We start from the raw sequence: 19644 nt of genomic DNA on the forward strand, positions 1-19644 counted from the left end.
CGAAGATCAGTCTACGAAGGGTGGTGATCGGTCAATACAGGTGGACGATGTAACGCAATTGAGTAGGACCTGTACGTCTACTAGCAAAAACTGCGTGCAACATCCAGAGAGTCTCTTCAGCAGGACCGGATGCTGATTTGCCTGATGAATCTCGAGGCCCCATGTTCACAGGTAGTTGATGGAACGAGGAGGACAGTCTATGGCCACGAGAACAGGACCAATTCACTACTGACAGCAGTCGGCCACCCCTGAATCCTGTAACGGATTTTAGTAAATGGGACGAGATTCATAGATATGGCCACACTCCAATCGAACGGCAGTACTTTCTGGGAGAACCGATGGTAGACATCGCACTCTCGGTGGGACAACTCGTCTTAGCGCTAATTCTCGTGGTATTGAACGGCTTTTTTGTCGCTGCAGAATTCGCCTTCGTTCGGATTCGGGGGACATCCGTTGACCAACTCGTCGAGGAGGGGCGGCCCGGCTCGGGGACGCTCCAAGAAGTGATGACGAATCTCGACAACTACCTCGCCACGACGCAACTCGGTATCACCATCGCCTCCCTCGGGTTGGGATGGGTCGGCGAACCCGCAGTGGCGGTGCTCATCGAACCCGTACTGGAGCCGATTCTCCCAGCGAATCTCATCCATCTCGTCGCGTTTGCAATCGGCTTTAGTATCATCACGTTTCTCCACGTCGTCTTCGGTGAACTCGCGCCGAAGACGATCGCAATCGCCCAGACCGAGCGACTCTCACTGATCCTCGCCCCGCCCATGAAGGCCTTTTATTACATACTCTATCCGGGAATTGTCGTCTTCAACGGGGCGGCCAACGCGTTCACTCGGTCGCTCGGTGTGCCACCCGCTTCCGAAACGGATGAGACACTTGGTGAGCAAGAACTCCTTCGGGTACTAACGCGATCCGGCGAGGGTGGGGACATTGACGTGACAGAAGTAACGATGATTGAGCGCGTCTTCGATCTTGACGACACCGCGGTGCGGGAGGTCATGGTCCCACGACCGGACGTGGTGAGCGTTCCGGCGGATGCCACACTATCCGAACTTCATTCGATCGTCTTAGAGGCTGGACACACGCGCTATCCGGTTCTTGATGCCAACGACGGTGACCAAGTGGTCGGATTCGTAGATGTCAAGGACGTGTTGCGAGCAGAGGTGGACGATGGGGATGCCGAGATAGTCGGTGACATCGCCCGCGAGATTCTCATCGTCCCGGAGACGATGGCTATTAGCGATCTCCTGATACAGTTCAGGGAGGATCAGCAGCAGATGGCCGCAGTCATCGACGAGTGGGGAGCGTTCGAGGGGATTGCAACGGTTGAAGACATCGTTGAGGCCCTCGTCGGTGACCTTCGGGATGGGTTTGATCTCGATGAGCGCGAACCCTCGATACGCCAGCGTGACGATGGGGGGTACGACATTGACGGAGGAGTCCAATTGTCGAACGTTAACGATACTCTGGCTGGGGACTTCGAAAGCGAGGAGGTCGAAACACTCGGTGGACTGGTTCTCGAGCAACTCAACCGCGCGCCAGAACCTGGCGACCGTGTCGAGATCGACGGTCACGTCGTTGAGGTAACGAGCGTCGAGGGAACCCGAATTTCGACGGTATGGGTCCACGAAAGAGATATCGATGATCCAGCGGTGGACTGAGTAGGGGTATGAACTTGATCGTTTAGGTCCGTTCAGCTTTACGCCGCCGTCTAATTGGCGTTTCGTTCTCTACCGGTCTGATTCGTAGTCGTTCATCAACTAGATCGACAATTGACGAGTCTTGGATTTCAGCGGTGGAACCAGATCTGCGGTATAATCAGATGGAAGGCACTGTAAGATACGCGCCCTCTATCTCGCACAGCCGCCAAAACATCTGCCAAGACTGGTAAAAACTTCAGCGATCAGTTCGCACGTGTAGTGAGCGGATGGTTCACTGCTTTCAGCGTGAAACAAACGGAGTCGTCGTGCTGCACTAATCCTCTATATGCAGCACGCGGCTCTTGACAGGAACTCGGTAGTTCGAACAGGTTCTGCTGAATACACAGCGCGAATGTCGCACGAGTCAAAGCGCGATCAACGTGGAGGGACGAACGCTTAGTACAGGTGAGCCACCCATCAGCAATTATGATTAGTTGGATATCGTCTCAGTAGGGCAACTCTTTAAGTAGTTTCGGGAAAATCATGTTCCCATGTCACAAGTTCGGCTTGAAAACGGAAAACGCGTCATTCAGAACTGGGATACTGTGTTCAAGGCAGTATCTGCCGAACCCCGCCGACAGCTTGTTGTCTCACTGTTAGATGCACCACCAGACCAGGCAGTACCACTTCCAGAAAGTGCAATCAACCCAAATGTTCCCGAGGAGTCTAAAAACATCCGACAAGATTTATATCACCGTCATCTTCCGATGTTAGCCGATTCAGGGTACATCGAGTGGGAAAATGAACCACTCGTTGCATACCGTGGCCCTCAGTTTGATGAAGTCGCCATTGTGTTTGAAGCTCTCCATTCAAATGCAACTAAAATTCCAGATTCCTTAGTATTGGGATGCCAGCGACTCGAATGGGAGCAGCAAGTGTCTTCTGATGACTGCTAACTGAAGGCCGATAAGCACGTGTAGTGAGCGGATGATTCACCGCTTTCGGCGTAAAAAAACAGAGCCGCCGTGCTGCACTCATCCTCTATACTGATCAGTTAGACGGATTTTTGAACGTACCGCAGCCAGCATCTCGTCGTGGCTTCAACGTGTAAGTCTCGATCAAAGCCCAGAACGCAGATGTCGCAATTCCGCGAGATCCGGACCGAAAGCTCCCTCGCCGTGATGGTGACACTGAAGAACCAGATCTAGATACCCAAACCGTGCTGGAACAGGCGGAACAGATCACAAATCACGTCAGCCGGGTCGTCTACCCCGCCTTCTCGCTTGACCGGGGAGAGGGGTGTGAAATCCATGAGAATGCCTACTGGGACTTACAAACCTACCTCGGACTTCGAGAAAATCTAGCTGCCAACGAAGGGGCTCGCAGCTTCATTTACGAGTCGACTCGTGAGCGGACGCCGTTAGGTCACGCCCATCGCGAGCATATTCGAACTCTCTCGATACCGGGGATACGAGCAATGTACTGGCAAGCAGTGAGGAAGCTCATAGACGAGGCTGCGAAGACAGAGGAGTTCTTCCGAGCTGGTATCGTGGCTATCGATATCACCGAAGATGCTCCGTTCACACGGGACAGAACGGGCCACGAGGACGAGATCATCGGGACGAAAGAGAACACCGACGAGTACGCATACCAGTGGGCGACAGTACAGCTGGTCGGCAACGCTGTTCCACTTGTGTTGGATGCTCGTCCAGTACGACGAGGCGAGACGCGGAAAGAGATCGTTGAAGATCTCCTGAATTCAGCCCAGGACATGGTTCACATCGATAACGTGCTGATGGACCGGGAATTCGACAGTCAACACATCCTCGAGATGATCAGTCGGCGTGGGCTTTCGTACGTCGTGCCAAAGCGAATGCAGACCAGCGAGAAGGCTCAGGCCAAACGTCTCCTCAAACGCGATCAGGACCGATACAAGACCGATCGCAAGCTCCACCTAGGCAAGAACGAGTGGCATGAGACGACGTTGATCTACCGGCGGAAAGAAAACGCCGAGCACGATGACCATCGCCAGTATTCGGTGTTCATGTCGAATCGGGGTGGCTCCATCACTGAGTATGGCTATCGGTGGGAGATCGAGAGTGGCTACAAATCGATCAAGCGGTTCATGGCTGCGACGATGTCGAAAGATTTCGGGTTGCGATTCTTCTACTTCGCGTTCGCATGCCTCCTGTACTCGATCTGGCGGGCCGTTGATCTGCTCGTGCAAGCCGAATTGACTGAAGAGTACGAGCACGCGCCAATTGTAACAGCCGATAACACACTGACGCTGCTAAGGAAAGAGACTGGAATTGGGTAGAACGCCCGCTTAATCCGGTTGAACGCCGTGTTTCCGAGTGGCAACGCTGGTCCCAATCTCAGAAGATCACCGAAATAGTTTCTAGGCTAACAAAATTTAGTGCTTGAGAGGTGATCTGAAGCAATACCGCCTCACTGATTCGTCCAAATATCTGCATCACAGGCCTGCTAAACACGCTGTAGTCTCATCTTCCTACCCCCTAATACTGAGGATCTTGTATAGCGAACAACTGAATCGATAGCCTCCACTGAACCTCTCGTTCAATTCTTCATCCTATTTCCGTTTTTGAATATCATATAATACATAATTATGTTCGCGTCAACCTATTGGGGAGAATAGTGACATTTTCTCATTCTATCGGGCAGATCTATTTCTGTCGCTCGAACTTGGCCGTCGCTACGGGAAACGGCCGAAATGCCGCGACCGACTTCGTACGGACTTCTGCCTAACAGTGTCATGTAGAGATCTTCTTTCGTGATTTTCGGTGTCAGCTATTTCGTATATGAGGTAGTACCCAAACGTAGAACCGGGAGACAAACGCTGCTCTCGAAGAGTTGTACATCTCGTATGGTAGCAGGGAACTCTCTGCCGGTGAATTCGAAGTCCGCCGGGAACGGTCGCAATTGAGGCGATAACGATGTCAGAACACGACCACGCTCACGACGCGCACGAAACCCACACAGAAAGGTCAGAGAAAGAAAAGCCAACTGACCATCGCTGCCCGTGTTGCCGAATGTGTGGATTGACGGCAGAGGGGATCGAGAGATCTCAAGAAGAGGAGCGTTTCTCCCACTATCAGGGGTCACGTCCGCACGATCCCACAACAGATGAACATGAAGAGCATGACGATCACGGACACGAGGCACACGTTGACCACTCCGGTCACGAGGAGATGTTCAAAAAGCGGTTTTTCATCTGTTTCGTTCTCAGCATTCCGGTTCTAATTTATAGCCCTTCGATCCAAGCGTGGCTCGGATTTACCGCCCCACCCTTCCCGGGAAGTGAGCTCATAGTACCCGTTCTCGGTGTTGCGGTCTTCCTGTACGGTGGCACTCCTTTCCTTCGGATGGCCACGGCCGAGGCTCGCCGTCGAGAACCGGGCATGATGATGTTGATCTCGCTGGCGATCACCGTGGCCTTCGTCTACAGCGTTTTGGCGGTTCTGTTTGATATCGGTGAGACGTTCTTCTGGGAACTGGTCACGCTGATTGTCATCTTCTTACTGGGACATTGGATCGAGATGCGAAGCGTTCGTCGGGCATCTGGCGCGCTTGATGAACTCGCAGCGTTGATGCCGGATATAGCTGAACGCATAAGTGAGGACGGCGAGACCGAAGAAATTCGAGTTGATAAGCTTGAAGCAGGAGATCTCGTCCTCGTTCGCCCCGGGTCAAATATTCCCGCTGATGGTATCGTCCAGGAGGGCGAATCGAACGTCAGTGAGGCGCTGATTACTGGTGAATCACGACCGATCAAGAAAGAACCGGATGACGAGGTGATCGGTGGAACGACGAACCAGGATGGAAGCCTTCGCGTTCGCGTTACCGCGACCGGCGACGAGACGACGCTCTCAGGCATCATGCGATTGGTCGAAGAAGCTCAGCAGAGCAAATCACGAACGCAGGTGCTGGCGGATAAAGCCGCTGGCTGGCTGTTCTTCGTCGCAATTTCCGTTGCGGTCGTGACGGCCGTTGCGTGGACGATCGCCGCAGGGTTCGGTCTGACGACGGTCGAGCGCGTCGTCACGGTACTGGTCATCGCGTGTCCTCACGCACTTGGGCTCGCTGTCCCGTTAGTGGTCGCCATCAATACCACGATGGCGGCGAACAACGGCATGCTCATCCGGGATCGGATTGCTATGGAGGAGGCGCGCAATCTCGACACGATCGTCTTCGACAAGACGGGTACCCTCACAAAAGGCGAACAAGGTGTCGTCAACGTGACGACGACCGATGACTGGGACGAGGACGAACTACTGGCAGTGATGGCCGCCGTCGAGGGCGACTCCGAACACATGATCGCGGAGGCGATCCGCGAAGAGGCAAGTGGCCGCGATCTCTCAGTTCCAGGCGTCCGGGAATTCGAGGCGCTCGAGGGGCGCGGCGTTCGCGCAACTGTCGAAATGGAGGCCACCGCAGTTCCTGGCATGGACAGAGGCCAAGTGCGAGATGGCGAAACAGTTTACGTCGGCGGGCCGAACCTTCTCCGCCACCTTGATACCGAACTCAGCTCCGCTCTCAAAGCGTTCACCGACACGGCAGGCGAACGCGGGCAGGGCGTCGTCTACTTGCTTCGAAACGACGAGGCGGTCGGTGCGGTTGCCCTCGCGGACCGGATTCGCGATGAAAGTCGGGAGGCGATCGACGCGCTCCACGGCATGGGTGTTGAGGTCGCCATGCTGACCGGCGACTCGGAAGACGTCGCTCGCGCCGTTGCCGAGGAACTGAACATTGACACGTACTTTGCCGAAGTTCTCCCGCAAGACAAGGACAAGAAAATCGTCGAACTCCAGGAGCAGGGTAAACTCGTGTCAATGGTTGGTGACGGAGTGAACGACGCGCCAGCATTGACACGCTCCGACGTCGGGATCGCCATCGGGTCGGGCACCGATGTCGCAGTGGAGTCCGCCGACGTCGTTCTCGTGGAAAACGATCCGCGGGACGTCGCGCATCTGGTCCGGTTGAGCCGGAAGAGCTACCGAAAAATGCAGGAAAACCTCGTGTGGGCGGCCGGGTACAACGTGCTTGCCCTCCCGCTCGCGGCGGGGATTCTCGCGCCGATTGGCATCTTGCTGTCACCGGCAATTGGCGCAGTGTTGATGTCAGTGAGTACGGTCATCGTCGCGATCAACGCGCAACTTCTCCGTCGCGCCGATCTATCAGTGTGATTAAACCTTGTCGTCAGAACTGAGATCTATCGTCTCAACATAACCTCTAAGATAAGCATGCTGTTCGTGATCGTGCTCTACAAGACTCTTTGAGGCTAATGCTATCCACCAACCTAATATGAAGGCACTCGTACCGACGAGTAACGCTTCAACGAGCATGATGTGAACGATATCCATACTAATCCATTTGACAACGATGTATGTAAGTATGATCTCCATTCCATGACTTTCACCGAGTCCTGATCTAACTGACACACCCACATCGTTACATTATACAGATTAGGCAAGAAAACCCACGACTTTAGTCGTGGGATGAATCGCCGAACGGTTCTCAAACATTGAAATCGAAATGTTTGAGTGCCCATACTGCGTATCTGTGACTGTCGTTGCGATGGCTCCCCATCGTGAACGATTGTCCGAAAACTGGCAGTTGACTTGGTGTTTGCCTCATCAAAAAGTAAGCCTTCGGACACACCAACCGACGTAAAACAATCAGGTACCTTCGAATCCTTCACAGGATAGAAGTAACGGGGGCGTGGCACTCCCATCGACGTGTCGGGTCGTAAACGTAAGTTCCCAAACCAGCGCAACCGGGCGTGGGAAGCCCACGACTTTAGTCGTGGGAGGATGTCACTGAGCCAGACATTTCACACCCATACCCTCAAATCATGGTAGGTGCTCTTAGCCGACAAGAAATGATAGTTAAGGTCCTTGTGATGGCCTCCCACGATTGACATCCTCCCGCCCCTAAAGGGGCGAGATTCCTCCGTTGGGGTTCGGCTACCGACCCACAGAGGCAACTTGCGGGTGTGGAGTCGCAGCACGTGGATAGCGTCATCCTGTGACGGCCTTCACCCCGACCTCAAGGGTCGGGGTTCTCGTCCTGCACCGCCTATAGATAACTGGGAATGAGTATCGATCGTTGGTCAACGGAGACGATACGCCGGTTAACCCGGCTAAGCATCGGGTATCGGATCGCAGTGTATCTCATCATCGTGGCCGTCATTATGAGCGTCTACACGGCCTTTTACTGGTACGGAATGGCCGTGTACGAGAACCGCAACCTCTCTCTCGCTGCCGCCCTCCAGACAGTTGTCCAGTCGTTAACGACCACGGGATATGGACAAGACGCACCGTGGGAAACGATGATGATGAACCTGTTCACGATTCTGATGCAGTTCACCGGCATCCTGCTCCTCTTTCTCCTCCTGCCACTATTCGTCGTGCCCTGGTTCAGTCAGTTTCTCCAACAACGGCGGTTCGATACCGTCGAGCCACTCGAAAATCACGTTGTAATCTCCGGACACACACCGCTCGTCCACACATTTATCACCGAGATCGAGTCACACGCTCATCCACACCCTTATGTAATCATCGAGACGGACCGAGATCGCGCGGCAGAGCTCCGCGACCTCGGACACACTGTGTTACACGGTGATCCGGAATCCGAATCTGACCTCCGGAAAGCCTCGGTCGAGAAGGCACAGGCAGCGGTCGTCGCTGGCGACGATCATTTGACACTGAACGCTGCACTCGCTGTCCGCGACGTGGCTCCGATGATCCCGATAACCGCAACACTCGAGGACTCGACACTTCGACAGTATCTGCACTCGGCTGGCGTCGAGTACGTTGTACAGCCACGACAGGTCATCGGACAAGCGCTCGCTACGCATTATGCGATGAGTGCGGGAATGCCGTCCGATCGAATCGTTATCCTCGGTCACGGAACGGTCGGCAGTACCGTTCGGTCGGCGTTGAAAACTTGGGGCGCGGATCCGACCGTCGTAGACATTGATGAAGACGAACACGTGGACATTGTCGGCGATGCAACCACTACGAAAACACTTCAACAGGCGGGCGTAGAAAACGCAGACGCAGTCATCATTTCGCTTCCTAAAGATCGACAAGCACTGTACGCAACACTACTTACCCGTGATCTGAATTCTACGGTCAATATTTTTGTGCGAGTGACAGAGAGGGAAGCAGTTGGACGAGTCAAACGAGCGGGCGCTGACTACGTGCTTGAGTTATCGGAAATCTCTGGACAGATGGTCGCTGCTGCTGTCCTTGACGAACCCGTTAGCGGTACTGACAGTGATATCCTGTTCACCCGACTGAGCGACCCGGACGTAGAACTCTCAGCGCTCGACATCGACCGCATTATCGGTGTCACTCGAAATGATGAGCTGCACCTCGCACCAGATCCCGATTTCGAACTACAACAAAACGATCTTCTCATCTACATATGAGAGTGATACACCCAGCCGCTATCGATCAGGTCGTTTGGTAACAAGTCCTCTATTTCGCCGTGGAACCCGGCTCTTATCGGTTTGTGACGCGAAGATACCGTCGAGAACGACCGGAGAGGGGATAGGTGAAGCGGTGGTATGACGTTTTGATCGGTGGTGACCCTTTAGTGACACTGTTTCAAACCGTTCCTATCGAAGATCCGATAACGATCTTCGCATTGGCAATGGTCATCTTTCTCGTCGCACCACTCCTCTTGGAACGCCATCGATTGCCTGGTATTATTGGGATCATCCTCATTGGGGCCGCGATCGGTCCGAACGCAGCTGGTGTTCTCGACCGAGGGGATGCGATCGTTCTCCTCGGAGAGGTCGGACTGATCTATCTGATGTTCCTCGCCGGTGTCGAGATCGATCTCAATAGGTTTTTTGACAACATCGACCAGAGCATCATTTTCGGCGTTCTCGCGTTCCTCATTCCTCAGGGAGTCGGTACCGTTTTCGGGATGTGGGTGCTCGGATTTTCGTTGCCGACGGCGTTATTATTCGCGGCTATCTTCGCATCGCATACACTGCTCGCATATCCTGTTGCCCGTCAATTGGGGATCGTCGGCAATGACGCCATCACAGCAACCATCGGCGGCACCGTGCTCACGAACGTACTCGCACTGCTCGTTCTCGTCATCGTCGTTGCTTCGGCGGAAGCTCCCCTTGATTGGCTATTTTGGGTGGAACTCGGGCTTGGCATCACGCTGCTCTTCGCCGGGATCTGGTATATCGTTCCGTGGCTCGGTCGTCGGTTCTTTCGAAGCCTCGCCGAAGAGAGCTACTTCGAGTTCCTGTTCGTCATGGCTGCCCTCTTCGGTTCAGCAGTTTTCGCTGAAGTAGTCGGAGCCGAACCAATTATCGGAGCGCTCGTGGCAGGGCTGGCTCTCAACCGGCTCATTCCTGATCGAGGGCCGTTGATGAATCGCGTCCAGTTCGTCGGTAACGCGCTGTTCATCCCGTTCTTTCTCCTCTCGATAGGGTTGCTCGTCGATGTGACCTTGATTGTTGGGGGCCGCGAGTCGCTGCTGCTCGCCGGGGCACTGATCGGACTTGCACTCGTCACAAAGTTCGCCGCGTCCTGGATTACCGGCCTGCTGTACGCGTATGATCACGACCAGATCGGAAGCATGTTCGGGCTCTCGGTCGGACAGGCAGAAGCGTTAGCGATCGTGCTCATCGCGTTCGACGCTGGCATTCCCGGATTCGATACGGATATGATCAACGGCGCGGTGTCGATGATCCTCGTCGTGAGTCTGGTCAGTCCGATCGTGGTGGAGAAATACGGTCGAGCAGTCGTGGCGAAAGAACGGCGAGGGAAACGCGACTCACCCGACGTTCGCCAACGGATCCTCATTCCGTTTACTCCGGTCCCCGAGCACCACGAGAAGCTGATGAGGTATCACGAATCCCTGCTCGATCTAGCGTTATCTATCCGGGAGGAACAATCCACCGAACCGTTACACACGCTAGCGGTCGTCCACCCGGGACCGAAGACGGAGCAAAAGGTTGCGACCGCCGATGCAGCAATCGCTCACACAGAAGAGTATGCCGCCGGCGCAGAGGTTCCGGTAACGTTTCACACGCGAGTCGATCACAATATCGCCTCCGGGATCACTCGCGCAGCCGTTGAAAACCAGATCACGACGATCCTTCTCGACTGGGACGGAATGCACCTCTACAGACAACCTCTCTTCAGTCAGACTACGCGGCAGGTTCTCGCATGGACTGATCAACTCGTTCTCGTCTCCCGAATCAGGGACCCGCTCAATACCGTCTCCCGAATCGTCGTCGTGCTTCCACCCGCGGTGTCATATGATCCAAACTTCTACGAGGTCAGACAGACGATCGAACGAATCGCAGCGGGTACTGGAGCGCCGATACGAGCACTCGCCGTCGAGGAGTCTGGGGATCGTTCCGAGCAGCTGTTCGGAGAACTCGAGTCGAACACCCCCATTGAGACAGAATACATCGATGACTGGGAACGATTGATTCGGGTTCTTTCCGATGACGTGACGGTAGGGGATCTCGTGGTGTGTGCGAGCGCTCGCCGAAACACCATGGGATGGCGACCAGAACTCCAAGAACTTACCGAACGCGTCTCGACACTCACACAGGGTGACTTCATCGTAATCTATCCGCCGGTCGGTGGGAGTAGCGACGAGCAGCCGCAATTATCAATGAAATAAAGACGCTCGAATTACCGAAATTGTGAGAGTGAGATCACTCCAGAATGAGTTATACAGATTAGGCGATTCATCCCACGACTAAAGTCGTGGGTTTTCTCGCCTAATCTGTATAAATATGCTGTTTATGTGATACTGTATGGTCGCGATCCGAATCGAGTTTGACGATGAAGAGCAGTACGAACGGCTGAAAGAACTCAAGAAACACCACGGACTAACGTGGAAGGGGTTGCTCCTTGAGGGTGAAAAGCGCGTCCGCGAGGAGGCCCCTGGAGAGCCGTAGTCGCTGGTTGGCCGGTAGTACCTACCGCTCGACCTCCGCCTGAAGGCGGAGGGATGCGCTTTAGTTTCTGTCACTCGTCACTCGTGCAGTCCATACGATGTGGCGAGCAGCGTACGAGGACGGTGACCTGGATCGGCTGAATAGTGCGTCAAACCCACCGTAAGGATGACTACCGCGAAAGTCTAGAAGGGATCTCACCATTGAGACACGGCCGTATCGGTATCCCGTCGCGCCCGTAGTGGTGTTGATGCGGCACTGCAACAGTATCGCGGCTTCTCTCAGAGTGATAGGGATTAGCAGGGCAAGCCATAGTTTTGCGTCAACCATGGCTAGAATTTTACAGAAGTGTGGTGATGAATACAGAGCGCGAATGGTGAACGGGCGTAGACCATACAGCCAACTTGAAGCGGTTAACCCAGACTATCCGAAACGGTCTTCTATAGTCAAGTGTTATGATATTTAATGGATTCCTCACCAAACACCAACCAGCGTCCGAATATCGGAACCAATCGGCTCGTTCTTTTCTTTTTACTTACATTTGTTTTCTCGTGGACGCTGTGGCTCCCGAAGGTTGCCGTGGCTTCGGGAACTGAGACGGGAATCGCGGTGATAGACGACCTGGTCGTGGGGGTCGCCCAGATCCCAGAGATTGGGGCGTTTGGTCCTACAGTGGCAGCTGTTCTACTTGTATACCTGCACGCTGGTCGGCACGGGGTCACCCGTCTCCTCAAGCGAGCTGTTGACCGTTCATTTCCCCGCTGGTGGTTCATACCTGCAGTGGTGCTGTTCCCAGTACTCGCCGTTGGAGCACTGGGTATGGCCGTTGTCTTGGGAGTTGAACCAACACTTCCCTGGACGGGTGAAGCGTATGTGCTTCCTATCGCGTTCGTCTACATTCTGCTTCTTGGTGGGCCGATGCAGGAGGAATTCGGCTGGCGGGGGTACGCACTCGATCCGCTGATCGAACGGTTTGGTGCATTAGCTGGAAGTCTCGGACTGGGAGTCGTATGGGGCATCTGGCATTTGCCGTGGTTCTACATGCCGTCTATGACGATGTACTACCAGCGCCCGCTTGTGGGCTTCATGATCACGATAATGCTCCTGTCCGTGGTCATGACGTGGGTGTTCCAGAATACTGGTGGGAGTCTCGCGCCGATGATCCTGCTCCATGCCTCGTTCAATTGGTCGTTGTGGGCGTTTCCCGCAATCGAATCCGACATCGGCGGGCAAGCATTTATTTTGGTCGTGCTTGCTCTGACACTTCTTATTGTTCTACGGCATGGGATAGTGGATTTCTCATCGCCCAGATCGGCGGCATCCGGCACGCCGGCGCGATAACCATCCAGAGAAGTCCTTCATCCCAACCTCCTGTGATTAGCACGTTTCCTATCTGCTGACTTCATGCTCTATATTCATCACACCGGATACAACGTATCCGTGATCTGCCACACCGAAAAGTATGAGAATCGACGCTAACCCCTATGAGAACGTTCCGATCTGGAGAGAAAGCGAGATCGACGGATCAGTTTTCCCGCTCGCGATGGAACACCGTCTACACACATGGACGTAACCGAGGACATGGTTCGGGATGTCTGCACGGACGCGGTCTTCGAGCGCGGCGAACGATACCTTGCTGAGGGCCGTGTCCATGAGATTCACCGCGTCGACACCACCGTAACCGCCGTCGTGAGCGGCAGCCGTCAGTACGATGTCCGTGTTGACCTCGCCGTCGACGGGTTTGCCCCGTGGTGCGACTGTCCGTACGACGGGCCGGGAACGTGCAAGCACGTCGTCGCCGTGTTGCTTCGGTGTGTTGACGACCGTCCCCTAGACGAAGGCGATCGACTCGACGCTGCACTCAACGGTGCCGGCGCCGACGAGCTCCGCGCGTTCCTGCGTGAAGAACTCGTGACCGATGCGGATCTCCGCGATCGGTTTCTCGCCCATGCCGGTGGGTCGACGAGGCGGTCGGTCAACGAACTTCGCACCTCGATCGATCGGCGGTTTGAGGAGACGAACCCTGAGTACGACGTCGTTTTCGAGCCGATCGACTTCACGCAGTGGTTCGATCTCGCGAACGAGTACCGCAAGCAGGAGCAGTACAGATCGGCGATGATCGTCTACCGGGGACTTATCGAGTCGCTTGACGACAACATGGAGCGCGTCGACGGCGCATACGACCACTTCTCGAGTGCGTTCAGACGGGCACTCGACGGGTACGTCGACTGTGTCGTGGCCACGGAACGCGACGCCGACACGGTCACAGACGCCGTCGCATTCCTCGGTGAGCGAGCGACGTCGGGAACGCCATTCCTCGCGGAACACTTCGAGCGGGCAGCGGCCGAGCTCCGAGAAAAGGTAGGCGAACAGTCCTGCGAGTAGCTCACGCGGCGTCGACGACGTTCGGAGCGCGTCATGACTGGTCCGCGACGAGCGATACTTGGACTCGCCGATATTGAGGGGCACCGCGTCAGTGAGGGCGGCGACATCAATGATCGTAGCGCATCATACACCTAGTGATGTATCGGAGAGCGTTACGAGGTGTCTTCGCGTAATTCAAGAAGAAGTCACGAGAACGGTCACCCTGACGTTGAAATACCATCCCGGCAGAACCTACGAGCCAATCGATGTACAACCGAGATTCTGACTTTGAGGAGCTGCGGCCGACCGGCGAGGCGACCCCATACCAGACGATAAGCTGAGCGGATGTGGGGATTGGGAGGGCCGCCGACAGCGTGTTGCATCAACCAGTACAGGATATCCGGACCAGCAGACCGAGTCTGAGAACAAGTGTCGATCCTGTGGGGCATCGATTCCAACCTCTCAGACGAAGTGCCGGTTCTGCCTCACGAACCATCTCGATGGAACCAGCGACGAGAGTCCCACACCAGATACTGAGTGGATACTACTCCATATCGTCCATCTGCTCGTCGAGGCGTCGACGTTCTACAGATAATCGAGGCGAGTGCCTCGGGGCTTGACCCCGAGGTACTTCACAGGGCCAGTTCCAGGCGCTCAAGGACGTCGTCGGCGACATGATCGACAAGGGCGTCTTCACACCGTCGACGGCGAGGCAATATCTCAAGCGGAAGCTGGCCGAGTGGGTCAGCGATCGACAGGAACTGCTCATCCCGACCGGCGAATCACCGTTCGAAAGTGCGAGTGTCGGACACTCGTAGGCGATCTGCTTCGAGGCAGTTGCTGTTTTTTCGGGGGCAAAAGGACTGAGTCCCCGTAGGCTCATGATTCGGTGACCGAAGAACCAGCCGATGATCCATTCCACGATTGTGAGTTGGATCCCGACGCGATCCTCTGGACGCGAACCTTCGAAGATGTCCTGTTCACTGACGACACGGAGACGCCGGTGAATCGCCTCGGGGTCAAGCCTCGAGACCTTCTGCTTCGATGACACGATTTGCAGACACCTGAGTGGTGTCCATAGGGAGCGCAGTCTCCACAGGCGTGGATTCGGGCCATCCCAGCCCTAGTTCAGAAAAGCCGCGTTGAAGCACATTCATCGCCGCGTTCGCATCCCGGTCACACTTGAACCCACAGCTCGGACAAGAGTGTTCGCGAACCCAGATGGGCTTCGCCGTTTCCACACCGCACGACGCACACTCCTTTGTCGTCCCATCTGGTTCGACCTGCTTGACGTGACAGCCGTACAGGTTGGCTTTGTATTCGAAGAGTTGGATGAATTGTCGCCACGCCGCGTCCTGCTTGTTGCGAGCGTTGTGCGACTGTTCGAGCATCCCCTTCACGTCCAAGTCTTCCACGACCACAGCATCGTATTCGCGGACGAGCCATGTCGTGATCTTGTGCTGGTAGTCCAGCACCTTCCGGCGAATGTGACGCTTGACCTTGGCGACCCGCTTGCGTTGTTTCTCGTAGTTGTTCGATTCTTGCTCCTTCCGCGAGAGTTTGCGTTGTTCGCGGCGGAGTCGTTCGTACTCGTCTTCGAGGTCGAGCCAATCCACGGTCTTCCCATCGCTCGTGTGGATGTAGTTGAGGATACCGAGGTCGATTCCAACACTATTGCTCGCATCAAGCGAGTCCAACGTGGGTTTCTCAGGCAGATCGGCGTCGTCGGTTTCGAGGCCGAACGAGACGAACCAGTCGCCGGTCGTCTCTTTCTTGATCGTGACTTCTTTGATATCCGCTTCGTTTGGGGTTTCGCGGTGGTAGCGAATCTGTAGGTCTCCGATTTTAGAGAGCCAGAGTGTCGCACGTCGGCCACTCGTGTCTTTGAGCTCGAAGCCAGACTGCGAGTACGTCAGCCTGCACGTCGTCAGACTGCGTCTGACGGAACCCTCAAGGACTGAGGTGCGTATGCGCCGAGGGAGTAGGGTGGGATAGTTTACAAGGAGTACAGTCAGAACAGCTCGCTCAAAACTACCGAAAGACAGTCGAATACGTCGGCTTTCGTGTTGACGGCAACACCGTCGTCCTGAACCTCTCGGACCATCGGCGGCTCTCCCTCGAGCGGAGCCTCCAGCTCGTCAACCACAGTCCGCGTATCCAACGGAAGCTACTTACGTGATACAGGCGTATCACAGTATATGAGCACTGACAGCGACGCCGGCGGCAACGGTGAAATGGAGAAGATCAACGTCCGGGTGCCCCAATCGCTGCTGGCACAGGTCGACGATGTCTGGGAGGAGCGTGGCTACGCGAACAAATCTGAGTTCATCCGCGACGCGCTGCGCGATGCCGTCAATCCACCAACGCAGTTGTCCGAGGAAGCGCTGGAACATCTAGCCGAAAGCCGAAAGCAGCGGGAGCAGGGCGAGACGGTGTCGCAGGACGAAGTGAAGGACCGGCTGGGAATCGATGACTGAAGTCGAGTGGACACCGAAAGCGCTCGATTTACTGGAGGGACTCGAATCGGAAGCGCAAGAGCGGTTGGTGAAGAAACTCGACGAGGCGAAAGACTGGACCTCCCATCGCCTCGAAAAGCTCAGCGGGTATCCGTACTACAAGCTTCGTGCCGGCGACTACCGTGCGATCATCACGTGGGACCGAGACGAAGATGTCCTGATCGTTGAGGCGGTCGGGCATCGGCGGAATATCTACGATCGCCACCTCCCACCGTAATCCGCTCTGCCTCCGGTTATACTCAGGTTCGTGGAGAACCGGTCTGAAATTCAAGTACGATTCCGGTCAGTAGTATTTATTTCCCCCGAGAGGGGTGCGGTGGAATTCACTCCCCGTCATCGAGCCATGACCGATCCAGAGTACCCCTGGCGAGACGAATCGCTCCTCTACGAACTCTACTGGGAACAGGAGTTGAGTACGAACAAGATCGCGGATAAGCTAGGCTGTACCCAACCGACAATCCAGAGATGGAAGCAGCGATTCGACATCCCACGTCGGGATGCTCGACAATGATTTCCGGAATCCCGATCTGGAGCGGTTCATCCCCGCTACTCCGTTGAGTGCGATCGGCAGCAACGACTCTCGGTCCTGGAGTGAGCACTTGTTGTGACTACATCGATTACAAGCGAACGTAACAACTGTTTGTTTCAAACGTAGATGGCCCCACTCGAGAGCCCTCTCCTGACCCTCGCCAGCATCAACATGCTTTCTCGGTTCTGTGTTGGACAGGCCCACAGCCTCGCACTTTGGAGCGAGGGCACGGTCTAGTTAGGAGATTCTGGCGTACACCGATGTCCCAGGAGCTGTTGTGGCGTCTTTGATGAATGATGAGATCCCCATCACTCTCGGCGGGCTGCTGACCACTCATTTAGGACTCAAAATATTATAGTTTGGACTATAATAGTCTGGTTCCTAACTTCGGGGCCGTTTCAGGCGGTTGCCGGGGTACAATTCGGCTTCCTCAGTGCTGTATGCGACCGCCGCAAAGTTACAGAAACCGAGGTCAACACCCGCAGACTCGTTGCCGGGTGCAGTTCCCTGATTTTCGCGTGGTAGTGTTCGGCCCGCGGGTGATTCTGTTCGCGGGTTTCGACTGACGGTTCCCAGTAGTTGACCGCGTGCAGTTCGATGTGCTGCTTAAGCCACAAGTGAACCCGTCGGTGATGAGTTTGGGGTCGTTGAACGAGACGGCGCGTCGGGTCCGTGAGTGCCTGCGAGCGAACCCAGACCTACGGAATGACGGCGATTGAGGGTGGATACCAAAGCCATTACGGTTCAGAGATATGATTGTCTGAGTATGGCGATCTCCGGAGCGGTCTTCAAGTATTATCTTTACAAAGCGACGGAGGCGGTCGAGTTTTATCGACCGATCATGTACCTCTACTTACTCTCACAGGGGCTCTCGTTTACCCACATTGTCATCATCGAGGCGCTCTACAACCTTACAACCGTTCTCGGAGAGGTGCCGACGGGATACGTCGGTGACCGGATCGGCCGGCGAAATAGTCTTCTTGTCGGATCTGCACTCATCACGGCGACGTTAGTTGGCATTGCGTTTGCGTCCACGTTTGTCGCTTTTGCGCTCCTGTTCATCTGTTGGTCGCTTGGCTACAATTTCCGCTCGGGAACCGAGGATGCGTGGGTGTATGAAACACTTACGGACGTCTCTGCAAGTGACGAGTTCACCCGTGTTCGTGGACGCGGACAGTCAATCGCCTTGGCAGCAGGTGTCGGTGCGTCGCTCGTCGGCGGGTATCTCGGCGGCCTCGACCTCACGTACCCGTTTCTTGCGGCTGCGTTGTTCACCGGGTTCGGCCTGATCGTGATCGTGACACTAGACGAGCCGACAACGTACGAGGAAAGCGATTCGAGCGAGATGGGTATCCGAGAAGCGTGGGGCGTCGTCACACAGGCCGTCGGCCAGCGCCGTCTGCGATCGTTCATCGTGTACTACTTCGTACTGTTTTCGGCGATCACCTATCTCGTGTTTATCTTCCTCCAGCCGGTGTTCGAATCAGTCGTAACTGACTTGAACGTGAGTCTGACCGTCGCCCTTCCGGTTCCCAGTCGAGATGATCCCTTTACAGTCGCTATTTCGACCGATAACGTCGAAACGCTTCTGGGAGCGTACTATGCAGCGATTAATCTCGTGTCAGCGGCAATCAGCTACCGTATCAGCGTTATTGAAAAGCGGGTCGGACTGCGCCGATGGTTTGTCGTAATCCCGCTTCTCGTCGGCGTGCTGTTGACCGCGATGGCGTTCGTGCCCCCGATAGCGCTTGTCGCGTTGTTCGTCGGATGGGCGTGTGTCGAACCGACGCGAGTGCTTGCTGGACAGTACGTGAACGACCGCATCGAAACGCTCGGTCGCGCGACGGTGTTGAGCGCAATGGCAATGGTGAGTGGGCTCACAGTCATCCCGTTCCAACTCGGAAGCGGCGTGATCTCGGATGCAGTGTCACCGCTGATCGCGCTCTCGGCAGCAGGCGTGATACTGGTCGCCGGTTCAATTGCGATCCTACTCTGGGAATCACCAATCGAACAACCGCCACTCAGTTCGAATCCACGACCAGAAGATTAGGCGACGGATTTGCTGAAATCTTCAGACAATAGTTGATTTTCCCATCTGTGCTGACTATCTAAGCGCGACCGTTGAGCGAGGGGAGGGACGATCTGTGAGAAGCGGTGTGTTGGCGATACACTCAGAACAGACGCGGGTTGCCGCCTTGCGCCTATTACAGCTGACGTCACGCCTCAAGCGACTTCGTTCGCGATACTGTTCGACATCCATTCGGACTGCCGTTCACATTCTAAAGTACACCCCCGTTTTCACCGAAGCAACGAAACGGCAATTGGAAAAAGGCTCCAGTGCGTGAGTGTACGTATGGCACGTACCATCACCGTTGAGGGAATGAGTTGCAGTGGCTGTGAGGAGACCGTTGAATCAGCACTCGAGGAGGTAGACGGCGTCACATCGGTATCCGCTGACAGCGATGCGAACACGGTAGCAGTGGATGAAGACGCTGATATCGACGCGGTGGTAAGCGCGATCGAGAACGCGGGATACAGCGCCTCAACATAACCCCAGGAATTCGCCCGCTCATTTTGTAAACTGCAGGACCGTACTCTTGGCCGCCGCTGTATTCGTCGTACTCG

14 protein-coding genes and 5 pseudogenes are annotated in these 19644 nt (G+C 55.3%); 16 read left to right on the top strand and 3 right to left on the bottom strand.

Translation table 11 applies throughout. From position 1 onward, the window contains the following. The first annotated feature begins 338 nt into the window (after window positions 1-338). From AC6I6S_RS16455 to AC6I6S_RS16505, 11 genes and pseudogenes are all read left to right on the top strand, one after another. Window positions 339-1670 (top strand): hemolysin family protein, encoded by a 1332-nt coding sequence (locus AC6I6S_RS16455; RefSeq protein ID WP_497951692.1) that lies wholly within the window; start codon window positions 339-341, stop codon window positions 1668-1670. A 530-nt stretch (window positions 1671-2200) separates the two neighbouring features. Beyond that, window positions 2201-2605, top strand: a complete 405-nt coding sequence (locus AC6I6S_RS16460) for a hypothetical protein (RefSeq protein WP_497951694.1) — start codon at window positions 2201-2203, stop codon at window positions 2603-2605. Window positions 2606-2760: 155 nt separating this feature from the next. Next, a pseudogene (locus tag AC6I6S_RS16465) lies at window positions 2761-3966 on the top strand (transposase); the annotation flags it as partial. Window positions 3967-4603: 637 nt separating this feature from the next. Continuing rightward, on the top strand, window positions 4604-6853 hold the full coding sequence (locus AC6I6S_RS16470) for a heavy metal translocating P-type ATPase (protein ID WP_497951695.1): 2250 nt from the start codon (window positions 4604-4606) through the stop codon (window positions 6851-6853). A 980-nt stretch (window positions 6854-7833) separates the two neighbouring features. Beyond that, the gene (locus AC6I6S_RS16475) at window positions 7834-9102 is read left to right on the top strand and encodes a potassium channel family protein (protein WP_497951696.1); all 1269 of its coding nucleotides are present in this window, start codon (window positions 7834-7836) and stop codon (window positions 9100-9102) included. Between the two features lie 167 nt (window positions 9103-9269). Next, the gene (locus AC6I6S_RS16480) at window positions 9270-11333 is read left to right on the top strand and encodes a cation:proton antiporter (RefSeq protein ID WP_497951697.1); all 2064 of its coding nucleotides are present in this window, start codon (window positions 9270-9272) and stop codon (window positions 11331-11333) included. A gap of 136 nt (window positions 11334-11469) precedes the next feature. Further along, complete coding sequence (locus AC6I6S_RS16485) at window positions 11470-11613, top strand: hypothetical protein (protein ID WP_497951699.1); 144 nt, start codon at window positions 11470-11472, stop codon at window positions 11611-11613. 462 nt (window positions 11614-12075) lie between these two features. Continuing rightward, a complete protein-coding gene (locus AC6I6S_RS16490; RefSeq protein WP_497951700.1) occupies window positions 12076-12951 on the top strand; it encodes a CPBP family intramembrane glutamic endopeptidase in 876 nt (291 codons plus the stop codon). Window positions 12952-13173: 222 nt separating this feature from the next. Beyond that, window positions 13174-13995, top strand: coding sequence for an SWIM zinc finger family protein (locus tag AC6I6S_RS16495; RefSeq protein ID WP_497951701.1), 822 nt, complete (start codon window positions 13174-13176; stop codon window positions 13993-13995). 245 nt (window positions 13996-14240) lie between these two features. Next, a pseudogene (locus tag AC6I6S_RS16500) lies at window positions 14241-14563 on the top strand (biosurfactant protein 1); the annotation flags it as partial. Window positions 14564-14600: 37 nt separating this feature from the next. Continuing rightward, window positions 14601-14792, top strand: a pseudogene (locus tag AC6I6S_RS16505) (DUF6735 family protein); the annotation flags it as partial. Window positions 14793-14993: 201 nt separating this feature from the next. On the opposite strand, the pseudogene AC6I6S_RS16510 reads toward AC6I6S_RS16505, so the two are convergent. Then, window positions 14994-15890: pseudogene (locus AC6I6S_RS16510) on the bottom strand (RNA-guided endonuclease InsQ/TnpB family protein); the annotation flags it as partial. Window positions 15891-15985: 95 nt separating this feature from the next. Beyond that, window positions 15986-16120: a hypothetical protein gene (locus AC6I6S_RS16515; RefSeq protein ID WP_497951703.1), complete on the bottom strand. Its 135-nt coding sequence runs from the start codon at window positions 16118-16120 to the stop codon at window positions 15986-15988. Window positions 16121-16172: 52 nt separating this feature from the next. On the opposite strand from AC6I6S_RS16515, the gene AC6I6S_RS16520 reads away from it, so the two are divergent. The 3 genes from AC6I6S_RS16520 (at window position 16173) to AC6I6S_RS16530 (ending at window position 17001) form a co-directional block, all read left to right on the top strand. After that, entirely contained in the window at window positions 16173-16451 is a 279-nt protein-coding gene (locus AC6I6S_RS16520; protein ID WP_497951704.1) for a ribbon-helix-helix domain-containing protein, read from the top strand. Further along, window positions 16444-16707 carry a type II toxin-antitoxin system RelE family toxin gene (locus AC6I6S_RS16525; RefSeq protein ID WP_497951705.1) on the top strand — a complete coding sequence of 88 codons (264 nt, stop codon included), beginning with the start codon at window positions 16444-16446 and terminating at the stop codon, window positions 16705-16707. The genes AC6I6S_RS16520 and AC6I6S_RS16525 overlap by 8 nt, the downstream gene beginning before the upstream one ends. Before the next feature lie 126 nt (window positions 16708-16833). After that, complete coding sequence (locus AC6I6S_RS16530; protein WP_497951707.1) at window positions 16834-17001, top strand: helix-turn-helix domain-containing protein; 168 nt, start codon at window positions 16834-16836, stop codon at window positions 16999-17001. 411 nt (window positions 17002-17412) lie between these two features. On the opposite strand, the pseudogene AC6I6S_RS16535 reads toward AC6I6S_RS16530, so the two are convergent. Next, window positions 17413-17520 (bottom strand): annotated as a pseudogene (locus AC6I6S_RS16535) (RNA-guided endonuclease TnpB family protein); the annotation flags it as partial. 265 nt (window positions 17521-17785) lie between these two features. On the opposite strand from AC6I6S_RS16535, the gene AC6I6S_RS16540 reads away from it, so the two are divergent. Both AC6I6S_RS16540 and AC6I6S_RS16545 read left to right on the top strand, forming a co-directional pair. Then, entirely contained in the window at window positions 17786-19069 is a 1284-nt protein-coding gene (locus AC6I6S_RS16540) for an MFS transporter (RefSeq protein WP_497951708.1), read from the top strand. 303 nt (window positions 19070-19372) lie between these two features. After that, entirely contained in the window at window positions 19373-19570 is a 198-nt protein-coding gene (locus AC6I6S_RS16545) for a heavy-metal-associated domain-containing protein (protein WP_497951709.1), read from the top strand. Window positions 19571-19644: the final 74 nt, after the last annotated feature.

Source organism: Natrononativus sp. DTA114, assembly GCF_059736515.1.